This is a genomic window from Paenibacillus rhizoryzae (assembly GCF_059686995.1).
Genome location: NZ_JCAALT010000003.1, coordinates 114,903 through 132,262, shown reverse-complemented (window position 1 = coordinate 132,262; position 17,360 = coordinate 114,903). Strand labels below are relative to the sequence as shown.

General features: G+C 54.5%; 8 protein-coding genes. 3 read left to right on the top strand and 5 right to left on the bottom strand.

Features of this window, described 5'->3' with window-relative positions:
- Positions 1 to 127 precede the first annotated feature (127 nt).
- Genes AC6ESO_RS09345 through AC6ESO_RS09335 form a run of 3 tightly spaced genes read left to right on the top strand, consistent with a single transcriptional unit; the run spans position 128 to position 3,747 of the window.
- Positions 128 to 1,546, top strand: a complete 1,419-nt coding sequence (locus AC6ESO_RS09345) for a spore germination protein (protein WP_497091166.1) — start codon at positions 128 to 130, stop codon at positions 1,544 to 1,546.
- 6 nt (positions 1,547 to 1,552) lie between these two features.
- On the top strand, positions 1,553 to 2,623 hold the full coding sequence (locus tag AC6ESO_RS09340) for a GerAB/ArcD/ProY family transporter (RefSeq protein ID WP_497091165.1): 1,071 nt from the start codon (positions 1,553 to 1,555) through the stop codon (positions 2,621 to 2,623).
- Positions 2,620 to 3,747, top strand: coding sequence for a Ger(x)C family spore germination protein (locus AC6ESO_RS09335; RefSeq protein ID WP_497091164.1), 1,128 nt, complete (start codon positions 2,620 to 2,622; stop codon positions 3,745 to 3,747). Before AC6ESO_RS09340 ends, AC6ESO_RS09335 begins: the two co-directional genes overlap by 4 nt.
- A 103-nt stretch (positions 3,748 to 3,850) precedes the next feature.
- Here AC6ESO_RS09335 and AC6ESO_RS09330 read toward each other — a convergent pair whose 3' ends face one another.
- From AC6ESO_RS09330 to addB, 5 genes are all read right to left on the bottom strand, one after another.
- Entirely contained in the window at positions 3,851 to 4,462 is a 612-nt protein-coding gene (locus AC6ESO_RS09330) for a hypothetical protein (RefSeq protein WP_497091163.1), read from the bottom strand.
- Between the two features lie 130 nt (positions 4,463 to 4,592).
- A complete protein-coding gene (locus AC6ESO_RS09325; RefSeq protein ID WP_497091162.1) occupies positions 4,593 to 8,108 on the bottom strand; it encodes an AAA family ATPase in 3,516 nt (1,171 codons plus the stop codon).
- Complete coding sequence (locus tag AC6ESO_RS09320) at positions 8,105 to 9,337, bottom strand: exonuclease SbcCD subunit D (RefSeq protein ID WP_497091161.1); 1,233 nt, start codon at positions 9,335 to 9,337, stop codon at positions 8,105 to 8,107. The genes AC6ESO_RS09325 and AC6ESO_RS09320 overlap by 4 nt, the downstream gene beginning before the upstream one ends.
- 24 nt (positions 9,338 to 9,361) lie before the next feature.
- Complete coding sequence (gene addA, locus AC6ESO_RS09315) at positions 9,362 to 13,609, bottom strand: helicase-exonuclease AddAB subunit AddA (RefSeq protein ID WP_497091160.1); 4,248 nt, start codon at positions 13,607 to 13,609, stop codon at positions 9,362 to 9,364.
- Positions 13,606 to 17,151 (bottom strand): helicase-exonuclease AddAB subunit AddB, encoded by a 3,546-nt coding sequence (gene addB, locus AC6ESO_RS09310; protein WP_497091159.1) that lies wholly within the window; start codon positions 17,149 to 17,151, stop codon positions 13,606 to 13,608. Before addB ends, addA begins: the two co-directional genes overlap by 4 nt.
- Positions 17,152 to 17,360 lie beyond the last annotated feature (209 nt).

The window sequence follows — 17,360 nt, the reverse complement described above, 5'->3', positions numbered from 1 at the left end:
TTTTTGTTTTTGGCGGCAGGCTTATTGGGTCAAGCTCCAGTGGGCAGCCCTACTATTTTTGGATGAAAACACCAATAATGGTACATACTCAAATGGATTAATCGGGCTATGTGGAGGAATTGTGGCGATGGCTAATCTTCATGCTTTGCCGACTTCCGCTGATCTGGAGTCGAATATCCGCGGCTTAACCGATGTTTTCAAGGCACCCGGCGATATTTACAGCAGAGAATTTCGGCTGCAGGACATCAAAGGCTGCATCCTTTACCATATTGCTTACACAGACCGAGAGCGTCTGCAAAACAGCGTACTTAAACCCATTCAGCGTGCGACTGAGAATCGCCTTGAAGACGTGCTCCCTATCTTGGATTTGCAGCGCGTAACCGACTTCCACTCCGCTGCCGAGGGGATGGAGCAGGGTAAATGTGCGATATTGCTGGATCAATGCACCGAGATCATGCTGGCAGATGTCAGCATCCAGTTGACCGACCATGCTGCCGAACCGCAAAACGAACAAACGATACGCGGCTCTCACGAAGGATTTGTCGATGATTTAGTGATCAATGCTCAGCTCATCCGAAAGCGGTTAACGGCGGCAGAGCTTGTGGAACGAAATTATGTGCTCGGTGCGAAGAGCTCGCTGAATGTATCACTCCTTTATCTGCAAGAAGTGGCTGATCCCAACGTGGTAGAGCAAATCGCAGCCAAAATCGCCGGAATTTCCGTTGATTTCGTAAAGTCTGCCGGCCAGATTACGGAATTGCTCGAGAGCAGCGCATTCTCCTTTTTCCCTCAAACGCTTTTCTCTGAACGCCCCGATACAACGGTGTCTCATTTAATGGAGGGCAGAGTCGTGCTGTTAATTGACGGCAATGCGATGGCGGTAATCCTTCCGGTTACCTTCTTTATGTTTTTTCAAGTACCGGACGATTACGTATCGAGATGGTGGAACGGGACTTTCTTCCGATTCCTTCGCTACATTAGCATGCTGCTGACCGTCGCGCTTCCATCGATCTATATTGCGATCGTATCCAACCACTTCGAAGTACTGCCGATTGATCTCGTGTTTTCACTCAAAGCTTCGCTTGAAAATATTCCATTCGATCCGTTAATCGAAGCGTTATTCATGATCATCGTGCTGGAGCTGCTGCGGGAAGCAGCACTCCGTCTGCCGAAATCAATTGCCTCTACACTGTCGATCGTTGGCGGTTTGGTTATCGGAACGGAAGTGGTTAACGCGAACCTGGTATCCACAACGATGATCGTCGTCATAGCACTAACGGCGGTGGCCTCTTTCAGTCTACCTTCCCAAGAAATGAGGCTCGCCCTTCGGCTTGTCAGCATTCCGGTTATGTTTGCTTCCGCGATGCTCGGATTTGTAGGAATCGCGCTTAGCTTCAGCTTGCTGTTCATGCATCTCACGAAACTCGAATCGTATGGCGTCCCTTATTTCTATCCGTTTGCACCATTAGAGCCCCGGCGTCTGCTGCCCGCGCTAATACAGCTGCCTATTCGGATGTTTGGCAACAAGACGTCCAAGCAGGAGTGAACCAGCATGTCACGTTTTCAGTTGTTCGGCTTTATTTTACAAACACAGGTCGGGATTGGCGTGCTTGCTTTCCCTTATCTGCTGCACCTTGCGGCCGGACCGGATGGTTGGATATCTGTGATCCTGGCAGGAGGCGTCATTCAGCTTCTGCTGCTCTGCTATGTTGCGCTTTGCGCCCGCTTCCCACAGAAAAACTTATTTGAATTTGCGCCGTTTCTGCTTGGAAAATGGGTCGGAAGCTTAGTGACTATCGTCTATGTCGCTTATTTTACGATGACTTCCACTTTGATCCTTCTTCTGGAGATGGTGTTCGTGGAATTGTGGATCCTCCCCTTCTCCAATCCATGGCTTGTCATTATCGCAAATGGCGTAATCCTCCTCTACTTCGCCAAGGAAAGCGCCGCTATTATCGCACGTTACCATACTTTGATATCGTTCATCCTCATCCTCATGCTGGCCTTGCTGTGCTTCGGCCACGATAATTTTGATTACCGCTACCTGCTGCCGATCGGCGAGAGCGGCTGGAGCGCCATATTGCTCGGAATGAAGAGCTCCGTGATCTCTTTTCTCGGCTTTGAGCTTCTGCTTGTCATCAATTCCGACGTCAAGAAGAATGGGAAAAGCTTAATCGCACCCATGTTATGGGCGAATGGTTCGGCTGCATTTTTCTACCTCGTCGTCGTGCTCACCTGCTCCTTTAACTTTAGCCCGGAAGCGCTGGTCCGCGTTCCGCAGCCGGTTCCTTACTACATGAATGGAATTTCGCTGCCATTCGTGGAGCGGCTTGATCTGTTGTTTCTGTCTTTGTGGCTGGTCAAAGTAACGGCGACATTAACGAGCTATGTATATGCGACCTGTAAAGGGCTCGGTCACCTGTTTCATCGTAATAAACAAAAAGTCGCCATCTATTACATGACTCCGCTCATCTGTATCGGAGGGTTGTTCTGGAGATCGGACACCGGGATCGCGCATTTAACGAAAATGATTGAATTCGGAGCTTATTTCGTACTCGGATTCCCGGTTGCCCTGCTGCTAATTGCCTGGATGACGGGTAAAAAGGAAGGTCAGGCTGCATGAAGCGAACCGTTCTGCTCTTGTCATGTCTGTTCACTGTACTGACGGTTCCGGGGTGCAGCTACCATAATGAGTTAAAGAACTTACAGCTAATCTATGCCACATCGCTGGATTTGAACGATAACAATGAGATCGTGACGACCGTAACCATACAATCACCCGGGGGAAAAGAGCGGTCGGCTCCGACACATGAGGTTATCTCGGCCTCAGGCGCTACGATGGAGGAATCCTTATATAAGAAAATCGGCGTGCAATTGGCCGGACCTGTTGCCACCTCCAAGAATCAAGTGATGCTGATCAGCGATAAGCTGGCACGCCAAGATTTGGCCTCGCTGCTCGATGCCACATTCCGAAGCTCCGCAGATCCGATGCTATCGATGGTTGCGATCGTGCAAGGCAAAGCCAGCGACTTAATTCGACTGGAACGATTCGGGTCGGCGACGGCAGGCGAATACCTGAGAAAGCTCATCATCAGCGCGCGTTATGAAACAGCGATTCCAAACGTGACCCTGCATTCCGTCTTTCCCATCTTCTTCGATCCGGGCCGGGATTCGGTCCTGCCCATCTTGAAGAAGGTCGGAAGCCGCGCCGAAATCGATGGTGTCGCACTGATGAATAATCGCAAATATACCGGGTATCACCTGAATGCCAACCAATCCATGATGCTGTTATTGCTAAGCGGCAAGCTCGAAGGTATCTGCGTAATGACCCGAAACTTAGAAGATGGAGAAAAGAACGCGCCTGGCGATATAAAGGAGTACATCTCCATCGATATCGTGAAGTTAAAGCGCTCCAAGCATGTCTCGATTAATGCCGAAGGAAACGTAACCGTTAAGCTGCAGCTGTCGCTGAAAGCTTCCGTTATTGAATACGGAAAGGACAATCTAGCCGATAAAAAGGTCATCGCAGACTTAAACAAACGCCTCTCTGGCCTGCTAACTGCTGAAACCGAACAGGTTACGAAAGTGCTTCGGCGCTCGAATTCCGATGCACTTGGCATCGGCCGAGACTTGATTGCCTTCCATCCCGCCTATTGGAAATCGATCGACTGGGAGACTGTTTACCCGAAAACCGATTTTCAGACGAAGGTGGATGTTGAGATTATTTCGAAGGGCATTAAGAATTGAAGCAAGGCTGTGGAGTTAGGGATGGGTATAAGAAATAAGAAATGAAAAAAGGCAGTTCTCCAGTGCAATTTCGCACTTGGAGAACTGCCTTTCTTGACTCCAACTACTTGCCAAACATAACATTCGCCGGCTTGTTCATAAATTCCACCAGCTTCTTCCCCGAATTGACCCACGCTTCATCGACAAGTATCGTCAGGGAGGTCGTTTCGGATATCGTATCATGCTTGAAGGTTGCCATCTCTGCCGCGCACGCTTGATTGACGGCTAATAGCGATTTTAAGTAGATTCGTTCCTCATTCGTCAGCGGACCCGTGTGATTGCCGAGCGTCTGCAGCGATTTCTCCGATTGCTCCAAGAACGTGGCTGCATTGCGTTTCGTTGCCGGGAATTCTGCGCCGCTCACGGTCTCCGCTTCTTTAATAAAAGTCGTGATGGCAGAGCTCTTATGGTACGCAGCAATCAGCAAACTCTTGGCTGCCAACCGGGTAGGAATATCCTGATGCTTCAGTAAATCCTCAAGTCCAGCTGTCACTTGATCAAAGTAAAGCTTGGCATCATTGCCGGACTGCAGGATCGACGTACCGCGGCTGATGCGTTCATCCTTGTCATGTTGAATCGAACGGCTGTATAGAAACACGTTGCCGATTAAACTGAATGTAAGCAAAATAAGGACGACTGGCGTGAAAATCGGTCGTTTTGGCTTGTGCTCCTCCACGGTGTTACCTCCAAAAGGTTAGTTCGATTAGGATTGGCGCCTATGCTTGGTTTGGCGGTAAGGGCCCTCCACTAAGTTAGCGTTTTCCGCTCGCGAATGCAACCGGAATGGAGCAACGTTAACAGTTCCGTCACATCGTTTCGAGTTCGACCCGGCTGCCTCGCCCCGACGGTTCGGAAGGCATAACGATAAGCCGTCTCGGCAAGCGTGCCCGCAGCTCCGGTACATGACTGATGACGCCCACGGACAGCGTATCGTTATGCAGCTTCTCCAGCGCGGTAATAACCGTATCCAGCAGCTCCGGATCCAGCGTCCCGAAGCCCTCGTCCAAGAAGAAAAATTGCAGCGGATATTTGCCGCGGAGCTGAATTTGACCTGACAATGCAAGTGCCAACGCCAGCGATGCCAAGAAGGTTTCTCCGCCGGAGAGCGTCGAAACCGGACGGCGAATGCCGCCGTTGGCATCATCTCGAATGACAAAGCCGCCGCTGGAATCGACTTCAAGCGCATAGCGGCGCTTCGTCAAGAAGCTAAGCCGTTCGGAAGCAGCTCGGCATACTTGTACCAGCTGTTCTTCGGCGACATACTCTACGAATGCATTCCCCCGGAACACGGTTTGCAGCGACTTCAGTCTGCCGCAAAGCTGCTCCATCTCCAGACGTTTCGCTTCCAGGCCATTCCACCGTTCCTGTTTCGCTTTCAGCTCATCCCTATCCCGTTCGGCTTTGGCAGCCGCTTGCAGCATGCTCTCATTCATCGCGCGTCCTTGCTCTAGCAGAGCAACCGCTTCTAGCCATTCTTCTTCGGTTTGACTGCGTCCTTGCAGTTGATCTCGAAGCAGTTCCACTTGCGCGGCTAACTGCTGCTGCGCTTCATGATATTTGGCGACATCTTCTTTAATCCGGGATTGATGGACAAGCATTGGCTGCAAAGCAGTGACTTCCTCGCTGCTCTCAAACGGGGACGCCGCTAAGGCTTCCTGCCAAGCCTCGCTTGTTTCCTTATGCCGATTGTCAGCCGCGAATTCCGCCTCTTCAGCAGCACTCCGCTGCTGCGCCGCTTCCGACAAAGCTTGCTGTGCGGTTTCGTGCCGATCGGTTAGCGTCTTCAGATTCGCTCGCAGCCTAGACAATTCTTGTTCTGTTTCCGTAATTAATCCTGCTGCTAAGACTCCGTTAGTAATGCTATGCAATTGGCTGCGTTTCTCGCCTAACTGCTGCTGCTGGCCGGCAAGCGTTGCCGACAGAGTCGCGAATTCCAGCTGAGCCGCTTGTGACTTGTTCGCACTTTCTTGCTGCGTCCGCGTCGTATCCTCGATGTAACTGACGCTCCGCTCAAGGCGGCTTCGCAATTCAAGTGCAGCTGTTTCACGACGCTCCAGCTCTTGAAGAAGCTCATCCCCTTGCGACGGCTGCAAGGCGGCTCCGAATTGCTCCAACCACAAAGCTTGTTCCTGCTTCAATTCCTTCGCGCATTGCTCATATTGAACCTGCGCGCGATCCGAAAGCGCAGCTTGGGTGCGATAGTCGTTGGCGTACTGTTCACTTATTCGAGTGGCTTCCGTGAACCGGCCTCGGCTGCCGGCAAAACCTTTCTCCGCACTAGCAAGCCAGTTTTCGTGCATGGCTATCATTTCAGCAATAGCCTTAAAGGCTGCTTTATGTGCTGCCAGTGCTTCGGCAGAAGCTACGTCATCCGATGTAAGCCTTTCGGCGACCTCGGCTGCAGCGGCAGCCTCCGGCATTGCTTTATCTAACATCTTCGTCGAACTGAAATCAGAATCAATAGAGTTAGAGTCATCAGATCCCGAGTCTAACGAAGGCGAAACATTTGAAACCGAATCGATCGTATCGGTTAGCCGATCTAATGCAGTACTGGCTTTAGTATGCAAGGGTGATAGGCGCAGTTGCAGCTGCTGGGCTTGTTGGGTCACCAGCTCCCATGCAGCAAGCACCGTATCGCCAGCGGAAGCTTGATCCTCGGCGGCAATCCCATGATTACCGGGGTGTACACATGAGCCGCATACGGGACATGGTTCGCCTTGCGTCAAGCCTTCCGCCAGCTGCGAAGCCAGCTGTAACCGCTGCTGCTCGCGCTGCTCCCGGCGGACGCGTTCCACCCACTGCGGCAGCGACCGGCTCCATTCACTCAGCTCATGGTTCAAGCCTGTCAAAGAAGCATATACCGGCTTCAATTGCCGGAGCTGTCCGAGAAGTTCGCTCGCCGCTTGACGCTGCTCGGCTTGCGCCGTTTCCATCCGAAGCTGCGCTTGGTTGTGCAGCTCAACCGCAGCGTTCCGTTCTGAATGCGCAGCCGAAGCTTGAGCATGCAAGTGATTATGCTGCTGCAGCCTCTTGCTCAGCGCATTGCGCTTATCCCGGTCCGCGGCGGTAAGCTCCACCGCCTTCAGCTCCCGGCGCAGCTCGCCCTGCTTGGCCGCAGCCTTGCCGAGCATCTCCTGCGCCTTGGCAGCCTGCTCGCCGTAGGTGCGGCTGCGCTCTTCCGCTTCGCGGGCGCGCAGCTCGCCGTCCGCGACGCTCCGCGCAAGCGCGGCGGCTTCGCTCTCGAGCCGCTGCGCCTGCGCGAGCTGCTCGAGCCGCTGCGCCAGGCGCGGCTCGCCGGCCGCGGCCTCGGCGGCGGCCGCCGAACGCGCGGCGGCTGCGGCCGTGGCCGCTTCAAGCCGGGCGGCGTGCGCCAGCCCGGCGGCCTCGCGGCGCGAGGCGGCAGCGCGCAGCGCCGCCTCGGCCGCGGCGGCTGCGCCGAGCGCGGGCGCGAGCCGCTCCGCGGCGGCGAGGCGCGCAAGCTCGCGCTCAAGCTCCGCGACGCGCGGCGCTTCCGCGAGCAGCTGCGCTTGCAGCGCCTCTTTCTCGCGCAGCGCGCTCAGGCGCTCGCGCACATGCAGGCGCTCCGCGTGCAGCCGCTCCGCTTCGGCAAGCGCGGCGCGCGCTGCCGAGGCTGCGGCTGCCGCTTCGCGGTAACGGGCCTCCGCGGCAGCCACCGCTTCGGCAGAAGCGTCGCCGAGGCCAAGCTGCTCGGCCGCCGCCTCATTGAGCGCGGCTTCCGCCGCTTTCATGCGCTGGCTAAGCTTCAGCGCTAAGCCGTCGCCGAACCGCTCCAAACGGAACAGACGCTGTAGCATCGAGCGTCGGTCCTTGCCGGTCAGCGACAGAAACTCCGCGAACTTCCCTTGCGGGAGAACAACCGCGCGCGTGAAGTCCTGCATATGAAGACCAATCTGCGCTTCCACGCAGCGCGTCACATCAGCGAGTTTATCCGCGAGAACGACGTCGCCCGCTTCGGTAATCTCCACGAAACGGCTGATCGTATTGCTGACGGACACGTCGCCGCCGCGCTTAAATTGCCGTTCAACACGGAAACGCTTCTTCTCTCCGGCACCGGAGAGCTCGAACGTGAACGACACCGCGAGCGTTTTCTCCGCTTGATTCATAATGCCCTGCGTCCCGTTCGCAGCCCGTTCAACTTTGCCGTAGAGCGATAACGTAATCGCGTCAAGAATACTGGATTTCCCGCTCCCGGTCGGACCGAAGATACCGAATACGCCGGCTTCGGTTAGCCGTTCAAAATCGACATCCTGCGGTTCCCGATAGCTCTGTAATCCGCTTAATCGAAGGGATATCGGCTTCATACGCGCTCGCCTCCCGACACCAGTTCGTCGTCGGATGACGTTACGCCATTGTCGCCGCTTTGCAAATCTTCCTCTTCGGCAATAAGCTCCAAGAACAACTGAACCGTCTGATCATCAGGCTCTCCGCCTCCGGTCTGCTTGGCAAAAAAACGTCTGAACAGTTCTTCGGCAGGTAATTGCTCACGCGAACGTTCGCCTGACTCCAGCGCTTCGGCAGATTCCGGATAGATCGGACGGATATGGATCAGTCCGTCATGCAGCTTGCGCAGCTGCTGGATATGCTGAAGCGTCATCGCTTCCGTCATCCACACGTCCAGATCAATCCATGCACGCGCATCGCGTCCTTCTTCGAGCCAGCTGTATACTTCGGCCAGACCGCCCTTAGCGTTCCAACTCACGAGCGGCTTGCCTGAGCGAAGCAGAATCTCCTGCGGCACAACTACCTTACCCGGCTCCGCATCAAATACCGTAACCGACTTCGCTTGGCCTGCTTCTGAGAAACTATAGGCAAGCGGCGAACCGCTATAACGCATCGTCTCATCGCCGGCTACCCGCTGGGGACGATGCAAATGACCAAGCGCCACATATTGCGCACCGATTCGGAGTGCGGACGGATCAACCGTATAAGCGCCGCCGATTTGAATCGGACGCTCGGAATCGGTCTCCAAACCGCCAAGCACATAAATATGACTCATCGCCAAATTCACCGTGTCGCTGCGAAAAGCACCACCAAGCTGCGTCATAAGCCGCCCCACTCGCTCCGAATAGGCCGTGCGCAAAAGCGCCTCATCGGTCGCTTCGCTTAGCAGCTCGCGCAGCCTGGATTCCGACGGATAAGGCAAAGCTGCAATAACTGCTTGCTCTCCCGTGCGGGCAACATCGACGATAATCGGTTGGTCTGTCGGCATCCCTACCAGCCGAATGCCGCTGCGTGCTGCAAGCGGTGCAGATGCAGATACCCGCTCCGGATGATCGTGATTGCCCGCGATCACCGCTACGGTCCGCTTGCCGCCATCGGCTAATCGGGCAACCGCTTCATAGAACAGCTGCTCCGCTGCTGCCGGCGGGTTGACGGAATCGTAGACATCGCCTGCGAGCAGCACCAAATCGATCCCTTCGTCCTTAACGAGAGAAGCCAGCTCGTCTACGAAAGCCGCTTGTTCCTCTAATCGGCTGCGACCCTCGAGCGACCGCCCGAAGTGCCAGTCTGCCGTATGCAGTATGCGCATCGCTTGTTTCCCCATCCTTTCTGATTAAAACAATTTCACCGCTTCTCCCCCATCGAAGAAGAACACGTAACATTCATCAATCTTGCGTCCAATAATAGAATGAATCGCTTCCGCATACAGCGTGAGCTGGAAACGGTGGCGTTCCGCCGCCTCCGCCCATCGTTTCAACGTAATCCGGTCCGTTTTATAGTCTAGCAGCACAAGTCTGCCTTCTTCATCTTGGAACAGACAGTCGATAACCCCTTGAATGAGGATCGGCTCGTCGCTCAGTTGGTGCGACGCATTCGGGTAAACGCGATCGGCGGGGAACGTACAGCTAAACGGTGTCTCGCGGCGCACCCATTGTGCCCGAAGCAGCCGAAGGCCGACCTCACTTTGAAAAAATGCCGCCGAACCCGCGATATCCACGGCCGCCGCCTGCTGAGCAGACAGCATATTACGCTCTCGAAGACTCGCTACTGTTGCTTGAACCGCCTCTTCCGATAGCTCGTCCGTCAGCGGGATATGCTGCATCACGAGATGGCTGACCATCCCTCGTTCGGCTGGCGTTAATGCAGTTTCCTCCATAAACTTCGGACGGCGCAGACGGAAGGTATACTCGCCATCGCCGCCTTGTTTTCCTTTATGTTCGGCTGTCTCTTCTACTAAACGCCGAGTCTGAGGTTCCTCTTGAACCAAACTGATAGTCTCTTCGTCAAAAAGAAACTCAACCTGCTCCTCCATCCCTATACTTGCAGTGGAGGATTGTACAGCCTCAATCTCTGAAGCTTCTTCAAGATAATCAGCTTCTTCCGCTGATCCCAGGCCGGCTAACCCGTCGTCTCCCGCAAGCTCCGGCAGCAGAAATGCCGCCTCATCCCTTCCGGCTTCGGCATGCAGCCGTTTCATCTCGGTTACGGATGTTTTGGCTGCCGTCATCGTAGCCGCTGTATAGGGATACTGCCAGCTAAGTCGACGTTCGATCTCCTCCGCAGCCTCCGGCGATTCAGGCAGTGGAACAAGCTCCTGTACAGCTTGCATGCGCTCAGCGAATGCCGCCGCCTCTTCCGTTTCTTCCTCCGTGCCTACTGCCGCTTCAAGGCCGAGGACTGAAGCAGGAACGACTGCAGTCCGCCAATCGCGGAAGGAGATGACTCCGGCATCGCCATCTGTTGCCACGACATCTGGCAACGCAGCCTCGGATTCGTGCCCAACTAACACCGACTCAACAACCTCAGCGTCTCTGGCTGCTTCTTCACTTTCAGCCGCTTCCGCATTTCCGGCTTCATCCACGGAGTCAACCGTTTCGCTTACCATGACAGTCGGTAATCCCGCTCCCATTGCGAGCGGGCCGAGCCAATCGAGGAATCTAGACGCGCCGGCGATTCGGAAATCCGCCAATCCGCCGCCTGCATCCAGGGCCGATTCCCAGCGCTGCAGCTGCTTCGCTGCGTCTGCGACCGTTCCGACGAGAAACATTTTCTCTTTTGGCCGCGTCAACGCAACATACAAAATCCGCATCTCTTCCGCCAACGTTTCCATCGCCAGATGCTGTTTGATCGCCAGCTGCGGCAATGTCGGATAACTGACTCTCAGCTCCGTATCGACATAGCGAGGACCGAATCCAAGCTGTTTATGCATAAGGAATGGACTGCTTAGATCCCTTTTATTAAACTGCTTGCCGAGGCCCGCAGCGAAGACTACCGGAAACTCCAGCCCCTTGCTCTTGTGTATGGACATAATGCGTACGACATCTTCTTGTTCCCCGAGCGCTCTGGCCGTTCCGAGGTCGCCGCCGCTCTCTCGCATCCGGTCTATAAACCGCAGGAAACGGAACAAACCTCTGAGCGTTGTCGCCTCATACTGCCTTGCCCGGTCATGAAGCGCGCGTAAATTCGCTTGCCGCTGCAAGCCGCCTGTCATGCCGCCCGCCAAATCGTAATAGCCGGTCTCCCGATAGATCCGCCATAACAAATCGGCAAGCGATCCCTGGCGAGCCTCTCCCCGCCACACTTCAAGTGCAGCTAAGAAGCTTTGCAGTTTCCGCTGCGTATCTTCCGGCATATTGGGATCATCCGCTGCATTTCTGACCGCTTCAAAATAGGAAACGCGGCCTGCAGCGATTCGAATAAGAGCAAGCTCTTCCCCCGATAGCCCAACTAGCGGTGAACGAAGCGTGCCCGCAAGCGGAATATCTTGATAGGGGTTGTCTATGACGCGCAGCAATGAAAGCATCGTTTCGACCTCAGTCGCCTCGAAGTAGCCGCTGCTTAGTTCAGCATAAGCCGGAATGCCATGCTGCTGCAGCTCCTCGATAATGACAGGCGCCCATTGCTTATCTGCCCGCAGCAAAATTACGATATCTCGCCAAGCAAGCGGTCGCTTACGGCCCTTCTTGCCGTCGTACACCTCGAAGGGCTCTGCGTTTGCGGCATCTGTCTGCATGCCTTTCAGCCGAACAATTTGACTGGCAATATAGCGCGCTTCAAGCTGTACGGTTTGCAAATCTTCCGCGGATTCAGCCGCCGACACGCCTTCGCCTTCCGTTTCCGTCTCTTCTTGCGATTCAGCGGAATGGTCCGAAGCTTCCCCTTTGCCACGGTCAAGAACGGCAAGCTCTACCGCATACCGCTCGGCAGAACCGCCTTCGCTTGAAGACGGATAGGTTGCGCCGCACACCAGCTCGGCCCGCGCATCGTAGTCCATTTCCGCTGCTTTCTCGCGCATGATGGCGCGGAACACATTGTTAACGCCATCCACGACTTCCTGCCGACTTCGGAAATTTCGCGCCAAATCGATCCGTACGCCAAACTCCCCGCTGCCCTGCTCGTCAGGCACATCCTCCGAGGCTGCTGCGTCCACTTCACCGGCCATGTGATAACTCTTATATTTACGCAAAAACAATCCCGGTTCCGCCAAGCGGAATCGATAGATGCTCTGTTTCACGTCGCCTACCATGAATCGGTTCCCTCTGCCTGAACGCGAGATTAGCGATACAATCGCTTCTTGAACCATATTCGTGTCTTGATATTCATCGAGCAAAATCTCTTGAAACTGCTGCTGATATTCCAATGCCGCTGCTGACGGTACTAACGAAGCGGCTGTGGAATCAGCATCGCGCAATATGCGCAGGCAATAGTGTTCCATATCGCCGAAATCGATGAGACCTTTCTCCAGCTTCGCCGCTTCGAACCGGCTGCCGAACTGATCGGCAAGGGAAGCCAGTGTCTTCATAAGCGGAGCCATCTCGGCCAGCTCTGCCGCAAACTCCTCCGGAGTACGAGTAAACAGCTCGTCGGTTAAATCAGCGATGATTGTCTTGGCACGATCACGCAAGTCTTTGGCCTGCTCTTGCAGTGCCTTGTCGCATACATCGCCTCGCTGGCTCTTCAGCTTCCCGAAGCTGGCAGTAGTGAAGCCTTCATGCCATGTGGTCCATGGCTGACTTTCAACCCGATAGAGAAGCGAGCGAACAAGCGCCAAATCATCTCGGAATGTCTCGCCATAGGCATCCGGACCTCCGGGCTGGTAGGTTAGAGCCTCCGCTTGTTCCAGCAGGCTGACTGCGCCTTGCAGAGACAACGATACGGCATCCGTCAAACTCGTCACCCATTCGGTTTGACTAAGCTCTTCCGCATCCTGAACTTGGAACGCGTTCGCCGTCTCCTCCAGCCATACCTTCGGCCAAGGATGACTTTGCGAGAAGTGATAGAGCTTCATAACAAGCGCGTAGAGCGGCTCATCGCCGCGTTCCCCGCCGAACTTGTCAACCAGCTGAAGGAACGCTTGGCCTTCCTCCGATTCCGGTTCTCCGTACCGCTCTTCGAATAATGCATCAAGCACGTCAATGCGCAGAAGCTCCGCTTCTGTCTCGTTGGCGATGCGAAATCCGGGATCGAGTCCGATTAACGAATAGTAGCGCCGAATAACATCAAGACAGAAGGAATGAAGCGTCGTGATCGAGGCGCGCCCCATTAAGGCAAGCTGACGTCGCAGATGATCGGAGCCCGGATTTCGATCCAGCTCTTTCTCCAAGGCGATTCGAATTCGCTCTTTCATCTCCGCGGCCGCCGCTTTCGTGAAGGTCGCAACAAGCAGCCGATCGACATCGGTATCTGCCGAGATTTTGCGGATAATCCGTTCAACAAGTACGGCAGTTTTGCCTGAGCCCGCAGCCGCCGCAACCAAGATATTACTGCCGCCTGTTACGATGGCTCTCCACTGGTCATCCGTCCACGTGCTTCCGATCGGCTTTGGCGGAATTGTCGTATTCCCGGGTAACGTTGTCGTCATCCCTTTTGCTCCTTCCCTGTATCTTCTTGAACATCAACCGTACCGCCTGCATCATCATCACCGCTCGCAAGCAGCTCCCAAACTTCATCTTTACCAGGCTTGTTCAGCCTTGTATAGCAATTGCCTTCTACCAATGGATCAAAATGACATACCGGCTTATACGCGCAAAATTGACATGGTGTCTTATTGCCCAGCCGATACGGGGTAATCGAAACATCTCCGCCCGCGATCCGGTCGCCGATTCGGCGAAGTGTTCCTCGCACCGAACGGCGCAGCGTTCCCCACTGCTCATCAGATACGACTGACGAGCTGCTATAGAAGCCGCCGTCACGCTTCAGCGCAAGCGGCAGCAGCTCGGAATAACCGGTTGAAAGCGCACCGTCCATCATTCTGACCGTTTCTTCATCTGCCAGAACCAGTCCTTTAAGCTTGAATCGTTTCAGTATTTCAGTGCGCGCCTTCGCAGGCGGCATACCGTTGGAGGTAGACAGCATCGGATTATGCACGTGGAAATATAACGCACCTGCTGCTTTCGCAGGCTGTCCAAGCCATTCCGGTGCATGCGTAAGCAGAACGTCCAGATAGGTCAGCATTTGCAGCGCCATGCCGTAAGCAACCTCCTCCAAGCGAAGCTGCTTCGCGCTGGACTTATAGTCGATGACACGAAGCAGCAGACCATCAGTCGTCTGAGCAGCGTCAACACGGTCAATTCGGCCGACCATCTCCAGCATTTTGCCGTCGGACAGCGGGATCGTAACCGCAGGCAAAGGCCCTTGCGGCCCGAAGCCAATCTCAAGTCCAACCGGTTTAAACTGTGCCCGCCTTGCATGCTCACCCAGAATAACCGCAGCTTGGCTAATGGTATCGCGAAGCTTGCGCGCTACATATTGATGGCGGTTGCTGCTGAACAGGATCTGCGATTGCAGCCTCATTGCGAGCTCGTTTACGATCTCCGTCGAAGCGTCGCGCAGCTGTTCCGGAGTGAGCGAAGCCCAACTGTCGCCTAACGTTTCCGTAAGCCGGTTCAGTGCAGCATGGAACAGCTGTCCGATATCCGGCGCAGCTAGTTTATAAAGGGCTCTCTCACGAAGACGGAGACCATGTATCGCAAAATGTTGAAACGGACAAGACACGAAACGCTCCATCCGAGACACGCTTCCTCGCAACAGCGTTCCATATAGTTGCTCAGCTGTTTCCGGGGAAAGCGTCACTTCCTCATTGGTATATTGCAAAGAAGAAACAAGGCGCTGCAGCTTGTCCTGCCACTGCGGCCGAACGGCAAACCAGTTGTAAGCCTCCCACCAAAGCGGAGCAATCTCGCCGCCATGCTTCCAAATCCGCAATTGCGTGATTAGGTATGAGAGCGTTCGTTCAGGATGTGCCATAAATGCTTGCTGCTCGGACTCCGGCATAGCCGGAACAGGCTCGCCTGCGATTCCCTTCTCCATCATGCCGGGGAAGAGTCCTTTAATATGGCGAATAATTTCGGAAGGAAGCAAGCTTTTCCCTTCTTCATCCGACTGCGGCCAGCTTATCCACAGATGCTCGCTTGGGGTCGTAAGCGCGTTGTAGATCATGAACCGCTCATCCAGCAGCTTGCGACGAACGCCCGGCGCCATGACAAGTCCGCCGTATTCCAGCGTTTCACGCTCCTGCTCGGTCAGTACGCCATCCTCCTGCATGCGCTGCGGCATGACGCCGTCGTTCGCACCGAGCAAATAACAGATTGTGATTTGACCGGAGCGCGTACGATCCATGCTTCCGATCAACACTTGATCAAGCGAAGGCGGAACGGATGCAAGCTTTAAGCTCTCAAGTCCCGTCTCCACCATGCCCGTGAACAGCTCGAGCGGCATCGATTCGCTTCCCGTCATTTCGGTCAGCTGATCGAGCAAATCCATAACGCCGTCCCACAGCTGCCGGTGCTCTCTCGCCCGCAGGGGATTGCCATCCGCAATCGCTTTGCGGCTCCAGCGCTCCATCCGATCCGGCGCTTCGATTGTGACGAGCAGTCTGTACATGGCCTCGCACATTTGTCTGACGCTGCTGGCTTTCTTCATCTCTCTGCTGAATTTTCGCAGAATCGGTACAACCGCTTCCCTGGCGGCCATTATAGCATCAAATTCTCGCAGCTCATTCTCGCCCGCTTGAACGGGATCGCCATCCAGCGTATCTCGCATTAAAGGCTTCCACTGGCTGAGCGTCGTCCATCTGTTGCCGTTCATGCCTGCTGCAAGCGCATAGTTCTCCAGCAAATCAAACGTTTCCCGCGTTATGCTGCCATCCTCTGGAATGAGAAGCTCTGATTTAATACAGCGGAATACGGCTTCATAACGCCAGCCGTGCGTCGCGATTTCCAGCGCGGAACGAATAAACTCGACGAATGGATGATGAAGCGCACCATTCTTCTGATCGAGGAAGAAGGGAATGCCGTAATCGGCGAATACGGCTTTAATATAATCGTTGTAATCAGGCGCATTCCGTACCATAACGGCCATATCCCGATAGCGCAGCCCTTCATCACGTACTCTGCGCGTAATATCGCGAGCTACCGCTTCTACTTCTGCACGGCGATTAGCTGCGGCATGGAGCGATACGCCTCCTTGATTCAACTCAGTCTCCGACAGATTAAGAGGTTTCCTTCCGCCGTAATGGCGTTCCATATGCGCAAGCATCGGGTTTTCCTTGAACCTGTAAGGCGTTCCGCTTAACAGGACAGGCTCTTCGATCTCTACGCCGTTCTCGACTGCCAAATCGCGCAGCTTCATATAGGTCTCCGCAGTCGGCCGGAATAGATCCAGTTCATGCGGCTGCTCGCTTTGTTCGTAAAGCTTGTCCAGACATAGCGTCACCGTCATACCTTTGGAGTACTTCATCAACGTGCCTAGCGCATCGAATTCCTTGGGCGTAAAGCCGTGAAAGCCATCTACCCAAATCTCTGTATCCGCCATAGAAGGCGCTTGATGAAAGCCTTTAACCAGCCAGCTCAAATAATCCTCGGCATCCACATAAAGCCCGTCCAATTCACGCTCAAGGCCTGAGGCTATCATTTGTAGATCATGAAGTTTTCTCCCTAGCAGCGAGCTGCCCTTCTGAGGCATGCGGCTTTCGACGAAGGAGGACAGCTCGTCTGTGCCGATCCCGTATCGTTTCCACTCGGTCATCAGCTCGCCCAGACGTTCGATAAATCCATGCTGGGTCTCGCTGCCTTTGAACAATTGCAGCTGCTCCTCGAGACGGTGGACGATTTTGTAAAGCAGCATATTCTTGCCGTTCTCGCTGATTGGAACCAGTGCCGTGCCGCCAGTCTCCTGCATAATCCGGAAAGACAGACGGCGGAAGCTGAGCGCCTGCGCTCGTATTGAACCACTAAGCTCTGCATGGTTCAGCAATGCGTATTCCGTTTGGAAGGTTGCCTGCTCCGGCACTAATATGACGATCGGCGGCCCATCTGGCTGCGCCAGCAGGCTGCTGCGAATTCGATCCAAACAATAATGGGTCTTACCCGACCCTGACCGGCCAATTACAAATCGGAGCGTCATAATCCGCCAACCTCTTCTCGTTATTCGATTCTACTATTCTACCATACGCCTAATCTTGTTTCACCCCAAAAAGCAAACGTTTGTTCGATTTATATGAAGGTAAATTGTTCTTTGTTCCAGATAACCAATCAACGGAGGAATAATGCCTTACGGTTCGTTAGATTTTCACCCCAGTCATTTGGCTGAAATAATTCTACATTCTACAATTT

Coding starts and splice junctions, on each gene's coding strand:
- AC6ESO_RS09345 (WP_497091166.1), top strand. CDS start 128: ATGGCTAATCTTCATGCTTTGCCGACTTCCGCTGATCTGGAGTCGAAT.
- AC6ESO_RS09340 (WP_497091165.1), top strand. CDS start 1,553: ATGTCACGTTTTCAGTTGTTCGGCTTTATTTTACAAACACAGGTCGGG.
- AC6ESO_RS09335 (WP_497091164.1), top strand. CDS start 2,620: ATGAAGCGAACCGTTCTGCTCTTGTCATGTCTGTTCACTGTACTGACG.
- AC6ESO_RS09325 (WP_497091162.1), bottom strand. CDS start 8,108: ATGAAGCCGATATCCCTTCGATTAAGCGGATTACAGAGCTATCGGGAA.
- AC6ESO_RS09320 (WP_497091161.1), bottom strand. CDS start 9,337: ATGCGCATACTGCATACGGCAGACTGGCACTTCGGGCGGTCGCTCGAG.
- addA (WP_497091160.1), bottom strand. CDS start 13,609: ATGACGACAACGTTACCCGGGAATACGACAATTCCGCCAAAGCCGATC.
- addB (WP_497091159.1), bottom strand. CDS start 17,151: ATGACGCTCCGATTTGTAATTGGCCGGTCAGGGTCGGGTAAGACCCAT.